We start from the raw sequence: 21,646 nt of genomic DNA, 5'->3' as shown, positions 1-21,646 counted from the left end.
GGGCGTATTTTCGGGGAGCGTCCGCGATTCGCTGCCGAAATAGACAGCCGCATCTAGCGAGGCCCGAGACCCGTTCGGGGCCTCTTGCCCCGCGGCTACGCCTCCTACGGAAGGGAACGAGCATGACCTCATCGGAACGACACGAGCCGACCTGGCCGTTCCTGGTGGTTCTCGTCATTCTTTTCGCGCTGAGTGCGACGGCCCCCCGAGCCTGGAGAAAGGTGGAGCGTCCCGATCCGCCCCACCTGCGAAGCGACGTGGCGAGGGCGGGGAGCAGCTATGCAAGGCAGGACCTGGTGGACGTGGCGGCGCCTGTTCCGCCGTCTCCCCCAATTCCGTTTACCGATTCTGCCGCCGTGACGAAGGTGGCAAGCAGCGACAGCCGGCCGCGAGTCCAGTCTCCGTCGGAGGAGGCGATCCGAGAGACGACGCTCCTCGGCGAGCGGTCGCTTTCCGACCCCTCCTCGCCTGCGGCCGCGGCGGAGGACGCTGTGGCGCGAGACGACGGCCTGGTCCTGTCCGTGCCGCACAGCGCCGTGGGAAACGCGGTTGCCGACACCGATGCGATGCCGACCGAGCCGGTCGCCGAATCACCCTGGGCCGTCGGACCGCAAATGGGCCCGGAGGACGCCCTGAACGTCGCGTCCGAATCCGACGCCGTGCCGGAGGAAGCCGGCGGCTTGCGGCTTCTGGCTCCCGGCGACGCGGCGCCGATGCAAGATCGGGCCACCGCGGGCGCCGAGCCGGCCCCCTCACCGCCGGTCGGAGATTCCCGGCTCGCCCGCGAAGTCAAATCGCCCTCCCGATGGACGCCGCCGCAAGCCCTCTACGATCAATTGGAGCGCTTTGCACATCATGCGGCCGCGGGTAATTGGGCGCTGAAAGTCCGCGACGACCTGGAGACCTTGGGCAGGGCCTTCGAGGATGATGACCTTGCGGAGGCCGAGGCCGTCCTGACGCGATTGCAAATGCGATTGGACGACGCGGCCGGGCTTCAGGCCGATTTGGCTGAAGGGGCCGAGGCGGCAGCCTTCCGTCAGGTCCGTTACGCCTTGATTCGTCGCATGAATATGTGGAAGTTGACGGCGGCGATGGGAGGGCTGAACCGGCCCATGGCCGGCTTGAGCGAGGCGGATTGGACGCGTCTGGCCGAGCGTACCGCGGCCGTGGACGGGTATTTGCGCGATCCGCAAGCAGGCCCTTGGAAGGAGTTCCTCCGCATCGCGGCGATTCAGGAAGTGGTGACCAAGCGATCGGTGCTGGCGGAAGAGAAGTGTCGCGCAATCGCGACGGCCGTGCTGCGGGACGTCACGACGCGGGACCTGGCCCCGGATCAGCGACGCTTTCTCGATCAGCCGGCCCTTACCGCTTACTTGAAAGAATTGGCATTTTGGCGGGAAACGGCGGTAACGGCGGGCGACCTCTTGCGAACGGTGGAGCGGTACGAGCAAAGCGGCAGTCCCGCCGACGCGGAGGCCGTCATGGCCCGGTACTATCGCTTGGAGCCTTCCGCGGACGAGGCCGCCCAGGCGATGGCGCGGTGCTTGCAGATCTTGTATCGGAATGCGAATGTGCGCGTGGTGGTGACCGCCGATCTGCTGAATCGCGTGATGCCGGCCCGCTCGCCGGAGTCGCGCCCCGTCTCGGATACCATCCTCGGCCGGCCGGTCTACGGTACCAGCCAGGCCGACACCACGGCGTATTTCCGTTTGCTGCCCGATCCGCGGCGTGCCCGACTGGCCTTGATCGTCCAAGGGCGCGTGACCTCCGAGACGTGGTCGCAGGCCGGGCCGGCGACGTTCTACAACGATGGATTCGCCGTCTATGACGCCCGCAAGGAGATCGAAGTGTCGCCGCGGGGAATCGTCACGCGGCCCGCCGAAATCGACGTACGGAATCGGGTGGAATTGCGGCAGGTCTCCACCAGCTTGGACCCGATTCCGGTCTTGGGGTTCTTGGCGCAGGAGGTGGCCCGCGATCAACTCGCCGAGCGCCGCTTGGCGATGAACGCGGAAGTGAAATGGAAGCTGGCGTCGCAGGCCTTGGCGGAGATCGAGCGGGAAAGCGAAAGCCGCTTCGCCGAGATGAATCGCAAGTTGGAGACGGACGTCCTAGCTCGGCTGTCGGAGTTCTCCCTCGGGCCGACCTGGATCGGCGCTCAGACCACGACCGACCGCTTGGTCCTGCGCTGGCGATTGGGCGACGCTTGGCAACCGGGCGGCCACACCTTGCGTCCGTGGGCCGCCTCGGACAGTCTGGCAAGCTGCCAGGTGCATGAATCGGCGGTCAACAACTTCTTGGCCCAGTTCCGCTTGGAAGGGCGGACCTTCGCCCTGCCGGACTTGGAGGCCAAACTACGGGAGCGTTTGCGGCTTCCGCAGCCGGATGAGGAAGAAGGAGAGAACGCCCGAGCCGATGCCGCGATCACCTTCGCCTCCCGCAATGCGGCCCGCGTGGAGTTTCGCGAAGGTCGGTTGACCGTCGTGCTTTCGGTGGCCGAGTTGTCCGCATCGCCCAATCGCTGGGAGAACTTCGAAGTCCGCGCCCATTACCGACCCGAAGTCGCCGACGATCAGATCCAGTTCGTCCGCGACGGTGTGGTGCAACTGATCGGTCCCATGGACATGCGGTCGCAAATCGCCCTCCGCGGGGTCTTCAGCAAGACCTTCTCGAAATCTCGGCCGTGGCGGATTTCGGCAGGCTTCCTCAAGGAACATCCCAGCCTGGCCGACCTCACCATTTCCCAGTTGGAGTTGGAAAACGGGTGGCTCGGCGTCGCCATCGGGCCGCGGCGCGCGAACGCCGTCGCGTCGGCGGGGTCCGGGTCGGGCTTTTGATCCACAGGCGTTGCCTCCCCACGGCCCGAGTATCGCCGGACGGGACGCGCTGCGTCGTCTCCGCCGGTTGATCCATTGCGCCGTGGATGCGGCCACGACCCCAGGCGGCCCTCCGCGAGACCGCGCCCGGCGGCACGCCCTCTTCGTCCGACATCGGCGGGACGCGATCCCTCTCGCCTTTCCTCTCGCCCGTGCCGGGAAACAGGCTCCCGTGCGGCGCGCCGATTGACAACGGGCCGCCGCGACGGTATCCCATACTCGTTCGCTTCCAACGGTGAAGTCGAGTTCGAGCGATACCCTAACGGGAGGCCGTACCATGGACAAGGCACCGAGACGGAGCGCGACCGCCCCGATGTTTGCCGGAAGGCGGGCCGTCGCCATCGCGATCGCCTGTATGCTGCTTGTCGGCGCGGGACGGAGTTCGGCGGACGAGCGTGCCGCGCGGTGGACCATCGGCAAGCCCATCGTCACCTACTGGGCCGGCCCTCGACTCACGGATGCCGTGGCGCGACAATTGGCGGAGGGCGGCTGGAACGTGGTTTGGGCCGGTGAAGAGGATTTGGACGTGGCCGCCCGGCACGGTTTGCGGGCCCAATTGCAGCATCCGCTGCTGAATCCGGAATCGTTGGACGATCCCCAACGCCGCGAGCAATTGGACGCCCTCGTCGATCGCGTCAAGAACCACCCCGCGCTGTACAGCTATTTTCTTCGCGATGAACCGAGCGCGGAGGATTTTCCCGGTCTGGGCAAATTGGTCGCCTATCTGCGAGAGCGCGACCCGGCCCACTTGGCTTACATCAATCTGTTTCCCACCTACGCCGACAATGCGCAATTGGGAACGGAAGGCGACGTGGTGACGGCGTATCGGGAACACCTGCGGCTTTACATGGAGCTCGTCAAACCGGACCTGGTGAGCTACGACCACTACCAGTTCCGCGCGAACGGAGACGGCGATCAATACTTCCTCAATTTGGCGATGATCCGGGAGACGGCGCTCCAGGCCGGGGTTCCGTTCCTGAACATCGTGCAGGCGTGCAGTTGGACGCCGTCGATGCGGGTACCCAACGGCGATGAGCTGCGGTACCTGGTCTACACCAGCCTGGCGTACGGGGCGCAGGGGATCTCGTACTACGTGTACTGCTGGCCGAATCACGTGGGCGGAATGGCGGAGCCGGACGGCACGCCTACGCCGCTGTATCACGCCGCCCAAGACTTGAATCGCCGGTTCGAGGCCGCGGCCGAGCAGCTTCAACCGTTGCAATCGTCGGCGGTGTACCACGTCGGGAAGGTGCCGTGGGGCGGCATTCCCTTGCCCGACGATTCCCCCGTGCGGATAAGAGCTGCCGGGCCGAGCCAAGGTAACGCGGAGGAAGGCGAGGGCTGGCTGCTCGGGCTTTTCGGACCGGCAGCGGACCGCCCCACTCATGCCGTCGTGGTGAATCTCGATTACCGCGCGGCGCGGACGGCCGAGGTTTACGGCGCGGGCGTCTGGGAAACATTCGATTCGGACGCGCGCACCTGGACGGAAGCGGGACGCGAAAGCGTGCGGCTGGATTTTCCGCCGGGCGGCGGATTCCTGTTGCGGCGCAACTAACCCGGGGGGAGCTTCCCAATCGCTCCGCCTTGGTTTATCCTTCCAAACACCCCGGTTTAGAGATATCGTGGCCTTTGCTTGAAATCCCCATCCTGTGCAACTATTATGACCGGTATGGTAATCCCGTTTTTGTCGGCTGGGTGATTAGGTCTCATCCGTACCCGGAAATTCCCAAGCGAGCGGCGGAGGGATGCCGCTCGATCCGGCGGTTGGGCTTTGCGGTATAGCGCGGCCGGCGCGACATGGAAGTCTCGTTGGGTTTCATCCTCCGATTTGCTCCGTCAGGCCTTTAGGAGTCGACTCCATGTTGCGGAAACTGTTGCTGGTGATTGCAGGAGGGCTGGTTCTGTGTTCCGCCTCGCCGGCCCAGGACGACATTTTGGCCCATTTCTACGGCAAGGGCGTCCATCGCTACTTCGCCAGGGACTACGCCGGTGCTTTCGAGTACCTCAATAAGGCCATCGAGAATGGGAGCGACGATCCCCGCTGCTACTATTTCCGCGGCTTGACCTATCTGAACCTGGGACGCGAGGAGGAGGCCCATGACGATTTCCGGCAGGGCGCCGAGTTGGAGATGCGGGACACGACGAAGGTATTCTCGGTGAGCAAGGCCTTGGAGCGGATTCAAGGACGCAACCGAATGATAATCGAGGAGTATCGCGACGACGCTCGGTTGCAAGCCAGGATCGAGGCGGAGAAGGTTCGCCGGGCGCGTTATGAGGAACTGAGGCGCGAGGAAGCCCGGGTGCTCGATCAATCGGCCCCGGCGGTGGGTTTGCCGCAGGACTGCACGACGGCCCCTGGGGCCCCTGCCGCCCCTGCGATGCCGGCGCCCGAGGCCGCCCCGAGCGCGCCTCCCGCCCCGGCAGCAGCTCCGGAACCGGCTGCGCCTGCGGCGCCCGCGGCCGCGGACCCGTTCTCCGCGGAACCCGCTCAGCCCGCCGCCCCGGCGGACGAGATGCAACCGAGTGAGCCGCCGGTCGCTCCCCCGGCTCCCGAGGCCCCCCCGGCCGATCCTCCGGCACCGACTCCACCGGCCGCGGACGACAATCCGTTCGCCACGTGATCGTCGCTCGCTCGGCGCCGCTCGGGCGATGAAGGGTTCCCAAAACAACGAAGGCCGGATCGGTGGTACCCGATCCGGCCTTTTGGCTTCTCGCGCGGGAGACCGGCGAAGGGGTGCGATCAACGGGCCGGCGTCAGAAGCCCCGCGCCGCGCGGACGTCCTCGAAGTCCCGCAGGTGATAGCGGATTCCCACGTAGTCCAGCACCCGGCACAGTCCGCGGAGGGCGACGCCCATGCCGTCGGGGCCGCTGAAGCCGCCGAATTGTCCGCCGCCTTTGACGTGGGGTTCCAGGTCCAGGAACACACCCGGCACCCCACGTTCGGCCAGTCGCGATTCCAGTTCCGGCAAGCACTGGGCGAAATCGCGGAGGATGACCTCGTGCCCGCTGTCTCCCAAATGCGCCGGCACGAAGTTCTTGAGCATGTCCTCGTCCACGTGTCCGCCCTTGGCTTCGCGCGGAGGTCGGCGATAGTCCTTGATGTGCAGCCACCCCAGGCCGGGCTTCATCGCCAAGTATTGTTCGTAGATCTCGCCCGGGGTGTATCCTTGCACGACCAGGTTCGCGCCGTCGAAGACCAGGACCAAGTTCGGATGCGCCAGGCGACGATGAATCTCCGCCAAGATATGCCCGTTTTGACCCACCAGATTCGCCTCCACCTCCAGGCCGAAGATCAGGCCCGATCGGGCGCAGCGATCGGCGATCCGGCCCAGTCGATCGACGACTTCGTTGACGTGCGGTTCCGGGTCCGTCCCCTTGGGGTGATAGAAGGAGAAACCGCGGATCAGCTTGGTTTCGAGGAATTCGGCCAGCTCGCACGCCCGGGCCACGTCTTCGGCGAGATAACGATCGAAGGGGATGTAAACGTTCTTCGTGCCGTCTTCTTCGTCGCGGAGCTTGATTTTTCCGATGGGTGATCCTACAGAGGACACGCGCAGCCCGAAGTCGGCCTGGAGCCTCTTGACGGTGCTCAATTCCTCGGGCGAGAGCTTCATGACGTTCTTGACGCCGCCGCCCAAGTCGATGAAACGGATGCTGTAGTATTGCAAGCCCAAGGCCGCGAAGGCCACGAACTGCTCCAGCGCCGTCTTGTTGACCGCGGCTTCGTCGGCGAAGCCCGACAAGATAACTCGGGGTTCCGTTGGCATGGCGGGGACCTCTTGTTCAAACAAACGCGGGATCGAAAACAACCGGCGGCACCCTCCCGGATCGGTCACGGGCGGCCGGGCGTCGAGGTCCCGAGCCGCGCGGCGGATTGCCCTTGGGTGGTACCTGGAAAGGCTATTCTGAAGGTTTCCGCCGGCCACGGCAACCCCCGCGGGCGACGAGCGTGGTGGGGCCGGCGGTGGAAGCGCGCGACACAACTCGAGCCGCGGGTGTAAGCCGGCGGTGGAAGCGCTGCGTGAACATTGCGCCGGCGGGCAGCGGTTCACCGCTAGCTCACGCCGGCGGCTCGCGCCGGTGCGTGGTGCAAGACGCTCATGCGTCGGGCATGACGACTGCGTTCGGCCTCCGTTCCATCAGCCGCCGCTCAAGTCGAGCAGTCGCTCGTAATGGAAATGGATTGGAGCGAGACTTCCGGATCCTGGGCCGGGAGGGCGGGGACAAGGCTCGGCCGGATCGGCTCGGTGGTGGGCAGCCCGGGGCCGTCGCTCCGCGCGGTTTCGCCGAAGTGATATCGGTGATAGACGTCCAGCAATTCGTTCCAGCGGCGGCGGAAGGCCTCCACGACGGTAGGATCGAATTGGCGGCCCGCCTCACGCAAGATGAAGGAAGCCGCCTGATCGGGTGGGATTGCGTCTTTGTAAACCCGCTTCGAGGTCAAGGCATCGAAGACGTCGGCCACGGCCACGATCCGGGCGGATAAGGGGATGGCATTTCCCTTCAATCCGTCGGGATAGCCCCGGCCGTCCCAGCGCTCGTGATGGTGCCGGGCGATTTCCGCCGCCGTACTTAAGAAGCTTGTCTGCAACTTCTTGCCTGCCGCATTCAAGAGCGTTTCGTATCCGATCAGCGTGTGGCGTTTCATGACTTCGAACTCTTGCTCCGTCAGCTTGCCCGGCTTGAGGAGAATGGAGTCCGGGATGCCGACCTTGCCGATGTCATGCAAGGGGGCCGCGCGATAGATTTCATCGGCGAACTGGGAGCCGAGTCCGGCCTGAGGGTTCATGGCTGCGATTTCGGCGGCCAAGATCCGCGAGTAATGCCGCATCCGCGCGATGTGGTCGCCGGTCTCGGGGTCGCGGGAATCGGCCAATCGAGCCAAGGCCGTGATCGTGCAGTCCCGGGTGCTTAAGACCTCCTGCGTCCGCTCCGCCACGAGCCTTTCCAGTTTTTCGTTGAATTCTTGAATGCGGGCATTAGATTGCCACAGTTTTTCCATCATGTCGCGGAGGCGAAACAGCACGCGGAGTTTGGCGAGCAGCTCATCGGGCGCGAACGGTTTGACGATGTAGTCATCGGCGCCGGCCTCGTAGCCCGCCAGACGCTCTGAGGCGGAGCCTTTGCCGCTGATCAGCACCACTTGCGTAAACTCGCCGATCGGGCTTTGCTTGATACGCCGGCAGGTTTCGTAGCCGTCGATACCCGGCATCATGATGTCCAGCAGAATGATGTCGGGAGCGACCGCGACGAGATGCTGAAGGCACTCCTCGCCGCTGACAAAGGCGGTGACTTCGAAGTCGTCTTGCAATAGCTCCACTAAGATATCGCGATTGACCTCGCAATCGTCCACCACCATGATCGAGCGTTTAGGCATGGCTCAATCTCGTCCAGGGGTTCCAAGGAAGCACGGCTTTTGGTTCCTTGGGGCGCCGTGGTTCTTAGCCCGAGAGCCGATTCCCGGTTGTTTCCCGACAAGGCTTCATGCCCGTTCCCACCCGAATATCCACTCAAACTATAGGTTGCGTTCCCGGCGGCGGCCGTGGCTGGAGGGAATCACTCGCCGGCGGGGTCGCCGAATCGGCTCGGATCCCCGAGCGGCTCGTCTCTATCCGCTTTATCGGCAAGATCGACAGGATCGGCGCGGTCGGCGCTTGCCCCCCTTCTTGACCTTCCGGCATGGGATCAGCACGATGAACAATTCCTTGCCAATGGCTGTGAATACGGAATTGTTTTCGGCCCCGAAGCGGGGCAAAGGCCGCATATGAGCATCGACGCCGCGACGGTGAAACGGTTGTTTTCGGAGCAAATGGGGGGGGACTTGGACTGGGTGGTGCGCGCGCCCGGCCGGGTCAATCTTATCGGCGAGCACACCGACTACAACGAGGGTTTCGTCCTGCCCATGGCCATCGAACGCGCCGTTTGGGTGGGGTTGAGACGCCGCGCGGACCGCTGGGTTCGTGTCTACATCGCGGCGGAATCGCGCCGGCGGGAATTCCACCTCGATGCGTTGCGACGCACGGGGAACGAGCCGATCGAGTACGTCCAAGGCACGGCCTGGTCGCTGGCAGAGGAAGGCTTTTTCCTGCGCGGTTGGGAGGGCGTGCTGCTGGGCGACGTACCGATCGGGGCGGGACTTTCGTCCTCCGCCGCGATGGAGGTGGCCGTCGCCCGGGCCTTCGCCGCAGTCTCCGACCTCCCGTGGGACCCCGTCAAAATGGCCCTCGTCGCCCAGCGAGCCGAGAACCGCTGGGTGGGCGTGCAGTGCGGCATCATGGACCAATTGATCTCGGCCGACGGCAAGGAAGGCCACGCCCTGCTGATCGACTGCCGCACGTTGGAGTGCCGGCCCGTGCCTCTGCCGCAAGGGGTGAAGGTCGTGATTTTGGACACGGGCACGCGGCGGGGGTTGGCGGACTCGGCCTACAACGAGCGGCGCCAGGCCTGCGAATCGACCGCCGCTCGATTCGGACTGAAGGCCCTCCGCGATCTGAGCGTGGAGGACTTGGCCGCGCGGGCCGGCGAGCTGGACGCGGTGACTTTTCGTCGCGTACGGCACGTGGTCACCGAAAACGTGCGGACCGTGCAGGCTGCGGATGCCATGCAAAAGGGCGACGCCGAGACATTGGGACGCTTGATGATCGCCGGCCATGAGAGCCTCCGCGACGACTATGAGGTTTCCAGCGAGGCTTTGAACGCGATGGTCGAGATCGCCTTGGAGCAACCCGGTTGTTACGGCGCCCGCATGACCGGCGCCGGTTTCGGCGGCTGCGCGGTGGCCCTGGTGGAGGCCGGTGCGGCGGCCGACTTCGCCGAAAAGGTCGGCACGGAATACCACCGGCGGACGGGCAATCAGCCCGCCGTGTACATTACAGGCGCCACGGCGGGGGCGGATGTGGTCGCAAGCGCTGCCTCGGGCTGACAGGGAAGCCTCGTGTCGCCGCGTCAAGCCGTCGGTGAAAAGGCCGATGAGAAGAATCTACCTCGGCCGCCGGTAGAGACGTCGGCGTTATCTTTAGACGCTTTCCCTTGGTTTGCCGCCATCGCCGCCCTCCGCACTTGCCGCGGACCCGCCCAAGCGGCGTACGGGGAGGTTCGGTTGTGTGGGCTGTACTGCCTGGGCGGCACGGGACCCCCGAGCGAAATTCTCTTATCATGGACAACAATCAGTTAATGCTGATGTACTTGTCCTAAATTTCTTTTGACAGCGTGGTGCCATTGGACGCACGTATTCGTCGGCGCGGGCTGATCCGGCGTCACGAGGGCAGGGGTATTTCCACGATTCCAGGCGGCTGAGCGTTCCGCCCGGTAGCCGGCTCGCATATTCCTTTTTCGCGCCGATCGGTTCGGCTGACCGGCATGGGAGTTTGCCTGGGAAGGGCATCGAGTACGACCTTCTTGAAGAATGTGTGACACCCCGATGTGTACAACGTGCATGGAGGAGCCGCGGCCGGATCGTGCGGGCCGGCGACGAATCCTTTCTCGCTTGCTTCCGTTTATTCCCGGGACGGCCATTGTTCTTCTCGGTCTTTGGACGACTCTTGCGGTCAGTCGTACGGAAGGACTGAAGCGATCGCTTCATCGTCAGGAAGCGGAGGACCGTTATTCCTCGGCGGCGGCCGCCGCCTTTCGCCGGCAACTGGATTCACTGGCCGGCATCGCGAAGAACGCATGCCTCCTATATGCGGCCGGCGAAAACGTGGATGCTGAGGAATGGGCGACGTTTCTGCGAATCAACGCCGTTCCCAAACGGCCCGGCCTGAAGAGCATCCAGTGTCTGCCGTCGTCACAAGCCGCAAGCGGGATGGAGCTTTCCGGCCGCAATCAACTTGCTTGGCATCCGTCGCTCTACCTTTCCCAGTCGGGGGAACAGGCCGGCGAACCCGGGAACTCGATGCGGTTGCGGATGGGGATGCCCGTCTACGATAAGACGGCGGCGCAAGCCATTTCCAGGGCTGGCAACGGTGCCGTCGAGGCTCGCTCTTCGGATTCCGGCGACGACACGGATGCCGGCTATCATACGGAGCGATTCGTCTCACCTCGTCCGTGGGGCTACATCGTGCTGGAAATAGATGCCGACGAGCTTTTGAAGCGCATCCGCTCAACGGTGACCGGATCCGGTGATGTGGCTTTGTTTTGGGGGTACCCCGGAACCGGTCCGTGCATCGCGCAGACCGGGAATGCACCGTCCTTTCGCGGCGAATCGAGCGGGGCGATAAGCAAGAGCTTTACGGGGAGTGATTCGGCCGGAACGATCGGCCGGCCGTCGTCTTCGCCGAGCGACCGCGTGCTTTGCAGGCCGGTGCAGTGGGACGAAAGCCCTCTTTGGCTTGCCCTGGTCGCTCCCAACGATATCGGAGAAGATTGGGCCGGGATCGATCCGGGCATCATTTGGGCGGTCGGGGGGCTGGCCACGTCGGCCGCCGTGGGCGTGACGCTCATCGGCACGCGGCTCAGCTCCGCCGTGAGACGTGCTCAACGCATCCTCGCCCAAACCCTGGCCGAGTCACGTCAGCAGTATCACGTCCTTTTCCAGTCAGCTTTGGAAGGACTGATGGTGTTGGACGAGCACTTGCGGATCTACGAAATCAATGCCGCCGGCGCCCGCTTGCTCCGCGCCGATGCAAGGCAGGCCGCGGGGCGGCGATTGGATGAGCTGGTGTCCTTGGATGCGGACGCCCTCCGTCGGCAAGTCGGCCGCGTTGTGAGTTGGCGCCTACCCGAGTGCGCCGAGTGGCGGTGGACGGCAGGGGAGACTCTGTATGAAATCGAAGGCTCGCTGGCGGCGGTGCAAATCCGCGGTCGCCGGCGATGCCTGACGGCCTTTCACAACGTCACCCAGCAGAACGCCGCGCGGCGGGAGCTGGAAGCGACCGCGCAATCGCTGCAAGAGGCCAACGCGCGACTGCGGGCGTACTCGGAGGCTGTCGAGCGAGCCTCCCGCGAACGCATCGCCTTCGTGGCCGGCATGTGGCACGAAATCCGCTCCCCGCTCTCATTGATCGTCGGTTACGCCAGGTTGTTGCGGGAAGGGTGTGCGAGAAAAGCGGCCGACCGGGACGCACCTGACCGCTCGCAGGGCGGTTGCAGCGGCCGTCATGGGGAGAGCGGCGATTCCGCCGCGCATTACGAAGCGGTGGACGCCATCCTGAACAACGGCGAGCATCTGCTGCAAGTCGTCAACGACATCCTCGACTTCTCCAAATTGGAGGCGGGCCAGGTACGGTTGGATATCCGGCCGGTGTCCCCGCGGGAGGTGATCGCACAGGTGGTTTCGATGTTCGGCATTCGAGCGCGGGACAAGGGAATTCGCCTGGAAAGCGAGGTCGCGCCGAACGTGCCGGAACGCATTCTTACCGACCCGCTCCGGTTGCGACAAATCATCGCCAATCTGACCGATAACGCCATCAAGTTCACACGACAAGGGTTTGTGCGGATCGAGGCGGACTTCGCCGCGGACGGCAACCACGCGCCGAAGCTCTGCGTGCGAGTCCGCGACACCGGCGTCGGCATGAGCGAAGAGCAGCTCGGTCGTCTGTTCCAGCCGTTTGCTCAGGCCGAGGCGGACACCTCCCGCAAGTACGGCGGCACGGGTCTGGGACTGGTGATCTGCCGTCGCCTGGGGCGTCTCTTGGGCGGCGACGTCTGGGCGGAAAGCAAGCCCGGGCAGGGAACCGTCTTCCACGTTCAAGTGGCGGGCGAGATCGCGAAGGCGGAAGCATCCGGCGCCGAGACCGACGGCCGACCTGACGACGCCGAGCCGGCGGCGAAAGTGGAAGGCGGCCTCGCTCCTCTCGGCGAGACCTCCGGGCCGGTCCGCGTGTTGTTGGCCGAGGACTCCTTGGAGAACCAACGGCTGATCCGGCGGCTCTTGGAACGCGGCGGAGCCTCGGTGACGACGGTGGAGAACGGGCGCCTGGCCGTGGACGCCGTGCTCTCCGCCGCCCGGGGCGACGCGCAAGCCGAGTCTGCCTTCGATCTCGTACTGATGGACGTGGAAATGCCCGAGATGGACGGTCCCACGGCGGTGCGCACCCTGCGGCAAGCCGGCTGCAAGCTGCCGATCATCGCCTTGACGGCGCATAACGATCCGGAATTGCTCCGCGGGTTCGTCGATGCGGGCCACACGGGCTGCTTGGTGAAGCCGGTCACCTCGGCCGAACTGTGGCGCGAGATCCGTCGCCGACTGCCGCGGGAGGCCGACCGCCCGGTCGGGGTGTAGACGTTTTCGGCCCGGGCGGACCTCCCCGCGCGGGGTTCGGGCTGCGAGAATGACGGTCTTGCGGCGGGGCAATCCCGGGCACGCATCGAGCCGACATGCAATTCACGAGGTTGGAATGTTGAAGCGAATTCTAGTCACCGGGGGAGCCGGTTTTCTCGGCTCCCACCTTTGCGAGCGGCTGGTCGAGATGGGCCACGACGTGATCTGTCTGGACAATTTCTTCACCAGCCAAAAGGCCAACGTGATGCACCTCTTGGATCGGCACAACTTCGAGCTGATCCGCCACGACATCACGCTGCCGATCTGGTTGGAAGTGGACGAAATCTACAATCTGGCCTGCCCCGCCGCGCCGGGCCATTATCAGTACAACCCCATCAAGACCATGAAGACGTCGCTGATGGGATCCATCAACGTGCTGGGCATGGCCAAGCGGTGCCGCGCCAAGATCTTGCAGGCGTCCACCAGCGAGGTCTACGGCGATCCCGAGGTCCACCCCCAGCCCGAGTCCTATCGCGGGGCGGTCAATCCGATCGGGCCGCGGGCCTGCTACGATGAGGGGAAACGGGCGGCGGAAGCCCTCTTCATGGATTACCACCGCATGAACGGCGTGCCCGTCCGCATCGTCCGCATTTTCAACACCTACGGCCCCCGCATGCACCCCTACGACGGCCGCGTCGTCTCGAACTTCATTCGCCAGGCGCTGGCGGGCGAGGACATCACGATCTACGGCGACGGCTCGCAAACGCGATCCTTCTGCTACCGCGATGACATGGTGGAGGGGATGATCCGAATGATGAACGTCGCGGAGGACTTCACCGGGCCGGTCAATCTGGGCAACCCCGAGGAGTTCACGATCCGGGAATTGGCGGATTTGGTGCTGGAGCTGACCGGCTCTCGCTCGCGGTTGATCTTCAAACCCTTGCCGCCGGATGATCCCACGCGGCGCCGGCCGGACATCACGCTGGCCAAGAGTAAGCTCCAGTGGCAGCCGACCATGCCGCTGCGAGAGGGACTGAAGCGGACCATCGCCTGGTTCCGGTCGATCGACATCAGCCATTACCGTCCACCCACCCCGCGGTATTGAAAACGGCGGGCTTGGCGACATCGGCGGGGTTGTCGCACCACGATGTTCCGGCGGCAGCGGACGCGGTGGATTGCGTTCGAGACGCGGGGCGGAGGCGAGATTTCAACCGGCGTCCGGCGAAGGCTCCGGGCCTTCGTCGTCGCGGTTCATGCGGGCCTGACGTTGCGCCTCCTCCCAGACGCCCTTGCGGTCCTCCAACGCAGCGGGCGCCACGTCGGAGCGGACGTACGTCACGTACCAGTCGGAGGCACCGGCATCGGGGATCGGCAATCGCGTCATGGCCATGACGATGAAGAAGGTCTTTTCCTTTCCTTGATCGTCGTGATAGGTGACGGCGTAGCTTTGCACGACCACGTCGCTGTTGTTTTCGCGATAGATCTTTTCCGTGTCGAAGAAGCGGATGCGACCGTCGCCGCGCTTTCCCAAGGCCGTCAGGGCCTGGGTCTCTTGCCGCCCCAAAAAGGCCTCCAGATCGCGTCGGGCGGGCTGTCCCACCGCGTACTTCTCCGGCAAACGGTCATCCATCGGCTGCCGCAAGGGCGCGGACATGCTGAGCTGATGGGCGCGGAGCAAGTCGCCGGACCGTACCAGTTCCAGCCAGGTTTGCCCGAACTGCCGGGCTTCGGCGTCGACCAGCGCGCGATGGGTAAACCACTGGGCCGGCGCGGCGGCGAACAGAAACAAGCCCAGGGCGCCCCCGATCCGCGCCGCCGTCCGCCCCAAGCGCGGCGGGTCCTGCCGGCGGATGGACAACTCGGCCCAAACGCCCAAGATGACGGCCAGGGCCGGAATGAACCACAGGAACGGTGAGAAGAAGGCCAAAACCGATAGCAGGCCCGCTATCAGGGCGGCTACGGCCGCACCGCTCAAAGGGCGGTATTCGGCGGTCTCGCCCGAGGTAAACGTTGTCTCGGAGTGACGGGTTGCGCTCATACGGCGGCCTCACAGGCTGCAACGCTTTGCCGATCGGATGCCGGACGCCCCGCGGCCGACCGGTCGCCGTCCGGGGCCTAGCTGCAAACCCTACGCAAGGGATGCAGGAACGGTTCGTGACAGGCTTGCCGGGGAAGGCTACCGTGCTTCAGCCCCCGAGGCCTTGTATCCGCCGCCGCTCTCGACCTGGCTTTTCAAGGCCTCTTGCCGCTTCTGATAGACCTCGAAGATCTTGTTCTTGCCCGGGAAGGCGGCGACCTCGGCCCCGTAGGCGGCCGCCTCCTCGGCCGACACGCTCCGCGATAAGGCACCGGTCGACATCATGTTCGCGACAACGCCCCATCGCAGACCGAGGGGCACACCGCTGTCGCCGACCAAGGGCGTGCCGAAGGGAGTCGGCCCCAAGGGGGCGAAGTGCAGCGAGAACAGCAAAAGGGCGTTGAAGGTGCCGGCGCACGAGAGTGCGCCCAACACCGTGAATGTCCGGTCCACGTAGATATTGAATTTAACCGAAACGCGCGAGATCACGGCGGTCAGGGAGTGCAGAATCACCATGAAGACCGCGAACGTCCCCCAAAAGGCCAAGAAATCGTAGAAGTACGTCAACTCCGAACCGATCGTGCCTTCCAGGAACCGTGCCGCCGGCTCGAAGAAATTGGTCGCCAGCAGTCCGGCGAAGAGGAGGTTCCATGCGCGGATGAACGTGCCCCAAGCACCGTCCCGCAGGGCGAAGGCGATGAATGCGGCGAGGACGGCGAGGTTGATGAGCAGTAGGATCATGACGAACGCCTCTGATCGGGCCGAGGATCGGCTGAAACGTTTTTCCTTCGGGATGCGGCACTAGGACTTCTGTTGTAGGATCCGCTGAAGCTCCTCCAGCGACGTGATTCCTTGGGCGACCAAAAGGACGCCCTCCTCTTGCAGGCTGACCATGCCGGCGGCCTTGGCGGCCTTGCGGAGCGTGGCGTAGTCCGGTTTGCCGGCCAAAATCTTGCGGATCGTATCGTTGACGACCAAGAGTTCGTAGAAAGCGGCGCGTCCCAGATAACCCATTCCTTGGCACTGGGGGCACGGCTCCGGCCGCTCTTGCGTCGGTGCGCCGGGGCGGTACAAGGCCTGCACGCGTCCCGGCGGGATGCCCAATCGTTGCAGCAATTCCGGCGGCGGGGCGTAGGGCTGCTTGCAAGCGTCGCACAATCGCCGCAAAACCCGCTGGTTCAGCACGCCCAACACCGCCTTGGGATAGGACGGCGAACGCGGTTGCAAGGCCGCCAGGCGAAGCAGCGCGTCGCAGCAGTCTTTGGCCCGAACCGTGGTGATGATCAGGCGATCGTTTTCCACTTCCCGAGCGGTCAGCTCCAAGACTTCCCCGTCCGGGATATCGCGGAAGACCACCACGTTCGGTTCCAAATGGAACCACTTGTCCAGCATATCCGGCAGCAAGGCGCGTTCGGCGGCCTTGTAGGTATGCACGTGGACGTTTTCCACGGGCTGATAGACGGCGCTCTCTTCTTGGATCGCGATCCACTCCCGGGAAAAGCGGTCGGCGGAAGTCAAGGCGCAGGTGACGGTGGTCCGCAGTCCGTGGGCCGGCGGTGCCGAGAAGATCATCATCCCGCGGTGCTCGTTGAGCAACTTGGCGAGCTGCTCCATGAGCTTGGGCCGCATGCCCAGGTCTTCGAGTTTGCGGAATCGCGTCTGCTTCTCTTGGAAGCGAAGGACGACTTTTTCTCCGCCCGAAATCCCTTGGGAAAGGAACGTGGCGGCAAGGGGGACGCCGGCGTATTGAAATTCGAAACGTCCTTCCTGGCGATTGACGTGATCCTGCGGATTGAGGCCGCAGAGGATTTTGAGGGCTTCCACGGCGGGCAGGATTTGCGGGAGCTGCAAGGGCGGGCGGCTGATCCATACGCCGTCGATCTCATACTGGCAGGTGGCGCCGGCGGCCTGAATATCGAAGACCGCCCCTTCCGCCCGATGCTCCACGGCCCCCGCCACCAGCTCGCGGGCGGCCTGATAGCCCGGGTGCTGCCGCGCCGGGATCATGCGCAGGTTGCGGACCTGCTCGTTCGGCCCCAGGGCCTGGAAGCGGATGGGGGGCGGGCGATCGTCCGGCCCCAGCTCCACGACCTTCTTCCCCGACAAACGACCGATCACCTTGCGGATGTGCAAGGGCGTAAAGACGCGATCCTCGCGATCGACCTTGCCGTTGCGATGGACCACGTACACGATGAACGGCACGAAGACCGCCAGGGTCGCCAGAAATATCCCCACGGGAAAGATCGGCACGACGAACCCGATGCCGAAAAAGACCGCGAAGACGAAGAACACCAAGGGGTTCCAAAGTTTGGCGTTGAGGTGCAGCCGCTGCACGTCCTGGTTGACCCAATCGCCGATCTTGACCCACACCAGATAGAGGGCGATGAAGACGGTCAACTTCAGCAGGCTGAAATAGTAACCCGGTCCGGACCAGCCGGATTGGGCCAGGGGTAAGGTCGTCGACGCGATCGTCTGTGCGAAGGCGGGGACGGCATGCCCGGCGACCGCCGCTGCGGCCGCTGCGAGCGAACATGCCCGCCGCGAAACCTTGCGTGAAGGAAACATCCAAGGCTGCATTAAAGGATTCCCGGCTCTTTGACTTCGATTCCTTTGAGGGCCATGCTCAGGGCTTCCGGATTGGGCGCGACCTCGAAGGCCGTCGCCCGGTCGATCAGCCGTCGCTCCACCAGTTGCTTCAGGCTGAGCGTGAAGTCCTGCATGCCCTCCTGATAACCCAGGCGAATGGCGTCCGGTAACTTGTGATCCTGCCCCTCCAAGATCAGCTTGCGTACGGTGGGGTTGAAGATCATGATTTCGCAGGTGGGTACGCGCTGGACGCCCTCCTTGATGGACGGGAGGAGTTTTTGGGCGATGATGGCCTTCATGTTGAAGGCGATGGCGCTGCGGATGGCGCTGTGCATTTCGCTGGGGAACAGGTCCAAGATGCGCCCTAGCGTACTGGGGGCGGTGGAGGCGTGAATGGTCCCGAACACCAAGTGGCCCGTCTCCGCCGCCTGGATCGCCGTCTCGAACGTCTCCCGGTCGCGCATTTCGCCCACCAACATCACGTCCGGGTCTTCGCGGACGGCGTGTTTCATGCCGATCATGAAGTCCTTCACGTCGATGCCGATTTCCCGCTGATTGATCAGGCACTTGTCTTCCGTGAAGGTGAATTCGATGGGATCCTCGAGCGTGAGGATGTGCTTGCGATAATTGCGGTTGATCCAATTGAGCATGGAGGCGATGGTCGTGCTCTTACCGGAACCGGTGACGCCCGCCAGCAGGATCATCCCTTGGTGGAACTTGCAGAGATCCTCGAGAATCGGGGGCAGGAAGAGTTTTTCGAAGTCGGGGATGTAATTGTTGATCCTGCGCGCCACCAGGCCGAGGTATCCCATCTGCTGAAGGACGTTGACGCGGAATCGCCAGCGGATATCGTCGATCTGCACGACGTAGGCGAAGTCGCAGCCGCCGTCTTCGTCCAGAATGCGGCGCAGTCGCTCATCCAGCATGGGGAAGATGAGCCGCACCATCTCGTCCTCGTCGATCGGCTCGCGGTTCAGAGGTCGCAACGTGCCCGCCACGCGGACGACCGGGGGCCGCCCCACCTTGAGGTGCAGGTCGCTCCCTTGCAGTTTCACCAGCGCGCGAAAGAGCTTGTCGATCTCGAGGTTCGAGGGTCGCTTGCCGAATCGCCTCTTGTCTTCTTCGATGGGTATGGTCATGGGCGCGAACTCGGAGGATCCGTGTCGTCATTTTGCGAAAAGGCGCCGCATTCGGGAGTCTCGGCGTCGCGGCCGAGGCGCCGCCGTGACGGCGGAACCTATATCTTCCCCTGCCGGGGCGTGGGGTTTCAAGCGGGTGCCGCCCTGCGTCGCGAGGCCGCGGCGGTCACCGCCGGCGCTGCGGGGCGGCGCGCTCGATGGCGTGGCGGTCATAGTCGCACCGGTATTCCTCGCGAGGCCAGGTATTGCTTGGTTTCGCGGATGGAGTAAACGCCGAAATGGAAGATCCCCGCCGCCAGGACGGCATCGGCTCCGGCGAGGAGGATGGCGTCGGCCATATGTTCCGGGCAGCCCGCCCCGCCGCTGGCCACGACCGGAATCGTGACCGCTTCCCGGACGGCGCGCGTGATTTCCAGGTCGTAGCCGTCGCGCGTGCCGTCGGCATCCATGGAGGTGAGCACGATCTCGCCGGCTCCCAACCGCTCGACCTCGCGTGCCCAAGCGACGGCCTCCAAGCCCGTGCCGATGCGTCCGCCGTTGATATGGACCTCCCAAAACTCCTTGCCTTCCCGGATCACCCGTTTGGGGTCGATGTTGACGACGATGCATTGGCTGCCGAAACGTCGGGCGGCCTGCGAGACGAATTCGGGGTTGCGGCAGGCGGCCGAATTGATCGAGACCTTGTCGCACCCGGCCTGAAGCAGGTTCCGGATATCCTCCAGCGAGCGAATACCGCCGCCCACGGTCAAGGGCATGAACACGACGTCGGCCGTGCGGCGTACCACGTCGAGGATGATGTCGCGGCCCTCATGGCTGGCCGTGATATCCAAGAATACCAGCTCGTCGGCGCCTTCCGCCTCGTACCGCCGCGCTATTTCCACGGGGTCGCCGGCGTCTTGCAGGTTGAGGAAATTCGTGCCTTTGACCACGCGGCCGCGTTCCACGTCCAAACAAGGAATGATGCGCTTCGCCAGCATGAGCGTCGTTTACAATGAGAAGAAGCGATCTTCCAACCCGCGAAGCCCTGCGGCTGCCTGGCCGCGCTGCGGAATGCCGGGAGGAAAGGCACGGCACCGTTGTGAAGGAAAACCAAGAACGGCGGTCGTTCCGGAATCTCTCTCTAGCATTCACTTTAAGTCGCCGGTCGGGATGGGTCAACCGGCCGGAAGGGCCGCGTTCGGGGCGGCCGGCGGGCTGGGACGATCGCCGCTCGACCCGCAGGTTTTTCCACTCCCGAAGCACAACCGGCAGCAGGACGTTTCGCATGATCTCCCGTTCTTCGGTTTCGGCCGCGGGACCCGCCTTGCGGCCGGCAGGCGCGTTTCTCCGGGCCGTGATCGTGCCGCAACTCGCGGTCATCGCCCTATTCCTTCTCCCGCCTTTGTCGGCGCAGTGGCAGTACGTGCCGTGGGTGATGTCGGCTGCGGGGGTGGGGGGAGTGCTGTGGATCGCCGCCCGCTTCGCGCGCTCCCTGGAGGGGCTGCAATCGCGGCTCCGCGGTTGGGCTCAAGGCGATTTCTCGCCCCCTGCGGCAGCCGAACGCGCCGCCGCCCCGCGGGAGTTGGAGGGACTGTGGGATGCGCTCCGGGACGCGGCCGAAGCCCTCCGCCGGGAGCACGCCGACCTCCGCGCCCGAGCCGAACGTTTGGAGTCCGTCTTTCAAGCCGTGCCCGAGGGATTGTTGGTCTTGGATTCCGAGGGGCGCATCCGGGCCTACAACGACGTCGGCCGCCGCATGTTGCGATTCGAGGCCGGGGACCCGCGGGGCGAACGCATCGAGTCCGTCGTCCATCACGCCAAGCTCGTGGAATACGCGCGCACGCTCATGAAGACGGGCCTCGCGACTCGCATGGAATTGGCCGCCGGCGAGGCGGACGGCCGGGCCTTTGAAGTGCAGGGCGCCGCCCTGCGCGGTCAACAGGGCGAAAACACCGGCTTTCTCATCTTCTTCCGCGACGTCACTCGGATCCGTTATCTGGAGCGCGTTCGCCGGGATTTCACGGCCAACGTCAGCCATGAGCTGCGGACGCCGATGACCCTTATTCACGGGTTCGTGGAGACGCTGTTGGACGGAGCCCTGGACGATCGCGAATCCGCCGCGCGGTTTCTGCAAATCATCCGCGAACAGACCGAGCGGTTGGACGCCCTGATGGACGACATCCTCAGCCTCGCCCGCTTGGAAAGCGAAGACCAAGAGCCGGCGCCGATGGAGCCGCTCTTCGTTCACGAAGTCCTGCACGATAGTTTGGAACTGTGCCGGGTCCGCGCCGAGGAGCGGAACATGACCCTGGAATTGGCGGCCGACTCCCAATTGACCGCTTTTGCCAATCGCCGCCTGTTGGAGCAAGCCGTGGTCAATCTGATTGATAACGCGGTGAAATACAGCGACCCGGGCAAGACGATCCGCGTTTCGGCGGAGCGTCGGGGGAGGTGGGCGGAAATCACCGTGGCCGACGAGGGCTGGGGCATCGAAAGCCGCCACCTGCCCCGCATCTTCGAACGGTTTTACCGCGTGGACCCCGGCCGCAGCCGGGAACTGGGCGGGACCGGCTTGGGCCTGTCCATCGTCAAACACATCATGCAGGTCCATCATGGCGAGGTCGATGTGGAAAGCACGCTGGGCAAGGGCAGCGTGTTTCGCCTTCGCCTGCCCGTCGCCTCGGGGGACTCGCCGGATACGGCATGAAGCGGCGCCCGGCCGTTCTCTGCCGCCGCGTCAAGCCCGGTCGGCGTCGCCGGCGATCGTTCGCTCCGCCGCGCCGGGGC

The 21,646-nt window shown here is 64.6% G+C and carries 14 protein-coding genes; 7 read left to right on the top strand and 7 right to left on the bottom strand.

Annotated elements, in window-relative coordinates; all coding sequences use genetic code 11:
* Window positions 1-122: 122 nt before the first annotated feature.
* From ACZ5B4_RS13240 to ACZ5B4_RS13230, 3 genes are all read left to right on the top strand, one after another.
* Entirely contained in the window at window positions 123-2,837 is a 2,715-nt protein-coding gene (locus tag ACZ5B4_RS13240) for a hypothetical protein (protein ID WP_464911707.1), read from the top strand.
* Between the two features lie 316 nt (window positions 2,838-3,153).
* The gene (locus tag ACZ5B4_RS13235; RefSeq protein WP_464911706.1) at window positions 3,154-4,431 is read left to right on the top strand and encodes a hypothetical protein; all 1,278 of its coding nucleotides are present in this window, start codon (window positions 3,154-3,156) and stop codon (window positions 4,429-4,431) included.
* A gap of 304 nt (window positions 4,432-4,735) precedes the next feature.
* Window positions 4,736-5,497, top strand: a complete 762-nt coding sequence (locus ACZ5B4_RS13230) for a tetratricopeptide repeat protein (RefSeq protein WP_464911705.1) — start codon at window positions 4,736-4,738, stop codon at window positions 5,495-5,497.
* Window positions 5,498-5,630: 133 nt separating this feature from the next.
* Here ACZ5B4_RS13230 and ACZ5B4_RS13225 read toward each other — a convergent pair whose 3' ends face one another.
* Together ACZ5B4_RS13225 and ACZ5B4_RS13220 are read right to left on the bottom strand one after the other, a co-directional pair.
* Window positions 5,631-6,644, bottom strand: coding sequence for a sugar phosphate isomerase/epimerase family protein (locus ACZ5B4_RS13225; RefSeq protein ID WP_464911704.1), 1,014 nt, complete (start codon window positions 6,642-6,644; stop codon window positions 5,631-5,633).
* A 383-nt stretch (window positions 6,645-7,027) separates the two neighbouring features.
* Window positions 7,028-8,254, bottom strand: coding sequence for an HD domain-containing phosphohydrolase (locus ACZ5B4_RS13220; RefSeq protein ID WP_464911703.1), 1,227 nt, complete (start codon window positions 8,252-8,254; stop codon window positions 7,028-7,030).
* 387 nt (window positions 8,255-8,641) lie between these two features.
* On the opposite strand from ACZ5B4_RS13220, the gene galK reads away from it, so the two are divergent.
* The 3 genes from galK to ACZ5B4_RS13205 all read left to right on the top strand — a co-directional run bounded on the left by galK (window position 8,642) and on the right by ACZ5B4_RS13205 (window position 14,183).
* A complete protein-coding gene (gene galK, locus ACZ5B4_RS13215; RefSeq protein WP_464911702.1) occupies window positions 8,642-9,799 on the top strand; it encodes a galactokinase in 1,158 nt (385 codons plus the stop codon).
* A 564-nt stretch (window positions 9,800-10,363) separates the two neighbouring features.
* The gene (locus tag ACZ5B4_RS13210; protein WP_464911701.1) at window positions 10,364-13,099 is read left to right on the top strand and encodes an ATP-binding response regulator; all 2,736 of its coding nucleotides are present in this window, start codon (window positions 10,364-10,366) and stop codon (window positions 13,097-13,099) included.
* A gap of 115 nt (window positions 13,100-13,214) precedes the next feature.
* The gene (locus tag ACZ5B4_RS13205; RefSeq protein ID WP_464911700.1) at window positions 13,215-14,183 is read left to right on the top strand and encodes a UDP-glucuronic acid decarboxylase family protein; all 969 of its coding nucleotides are present in this window, start codon (window positions 13,215-13,217) and stop codon (window positions 14,181-14,183) included.
* A gap of 102 nt (window positions 14,184-14,285) precedes the next feature.
* Here the strand turns inward: ACZ5B4_RS13205 and ACZ5B4_RS13200 are convergent, their stop codons facing one another.
* The 5 genes from ACZ5B4_RS13200 to hisF form a co-directional block, all read right to left on the bottom strand.
* Window positions 14,286-15,116, bottom strand: coding sequence for a DUF4190 domain-containing protein (locus ACZ5B4_RS13200; RefSeq protein WP_464911699.1), 831 nt, complete (start codon window positions 15,114-15,116; stop codon window positions 14,286-14,288).
* 138 nt (window positions 15,117-15,254) lie between these two features.
* On the bottom strand, window positions 15,255-15,896 hold the full coding sequence (locus ACZ5B4_RS13195; RefSeq protein WP_464911698.1) for a hypothetical protein: 642 nt from the start codon (window positions 15,894-15,896) through the stop codon (window positions 15,255-15,257).
* 60 nt (window positions 15,897-15,956) lie between these two features.
* Window positions 15,957-17,720 carry an ATPase, T2SS/T4P/T4SS family gene (locus ACZ5B4_RS13190; protein WP_464911697.1) on the bottom strand — a complete coding sequence of 588 codons (1,764 nt, stop codon included), beginning with the start codon at window positions 17,718-17,720 and terminating at the stop codon, window positions 15,957-15,959.
* 11 nt (window positions 17,721-17,731) lie between these two features.
* Window positions 17,732-18,880 carry a type IV pilus twitching motility protein PilT gene (locus ACZ5B4_RS13185; RefSeq protein ID WP_464911696.1) on the bottom strand — a complete coding sequence of 383 codons (1,149 nt, stop codon included), beginning with the start codon at window positions 18,878-18,880 and terminating at the stop codon, window positions 17,732-17,734.
* Between the two features lie 209 nt (window positions 18,881-19,089).
* Window positions 19,090-19,857, bottom strand: a complete 768-nt coding sequence (gene hisF / locus ACZ5B4_RS13180; protein ID WP_464911695.1) for an imidazole glycerol phosphate synthase subunit HisF — start codon at window positions 19,855-19,857, stop codon at window positions 19,090-19,092.
* Window positions 19,858-20,144: 287 nt separating this feature from the next.
* Between hisF and ACZ5B4_RS13175 the strand changes: the two genes are divergently transcribed.
* Window positions 20,145-21,566 carry an ATP-binding protein gene (locus ACZ5B4_RS13175; RefSeq protein ID WP_464911694.1) on the top strand — a complete coding sequence of 474 codons (1,422 nt, stop codon included), beginning with the start codon at window positions 20,145-20,147 and terminating at the stop codon, window positions 21,564-21,566.
* Window positions 21,567-21,646: the final 80 nt, after the last annotated feature.

The organism is Thermogutta hypogea, from assembly GCF_055386265.1.
The sequence above is the reverse complement of the archived record's forward strand: the minus strand, read 5'-3'. Positions and strand labels throughout refer to the sequence as shown.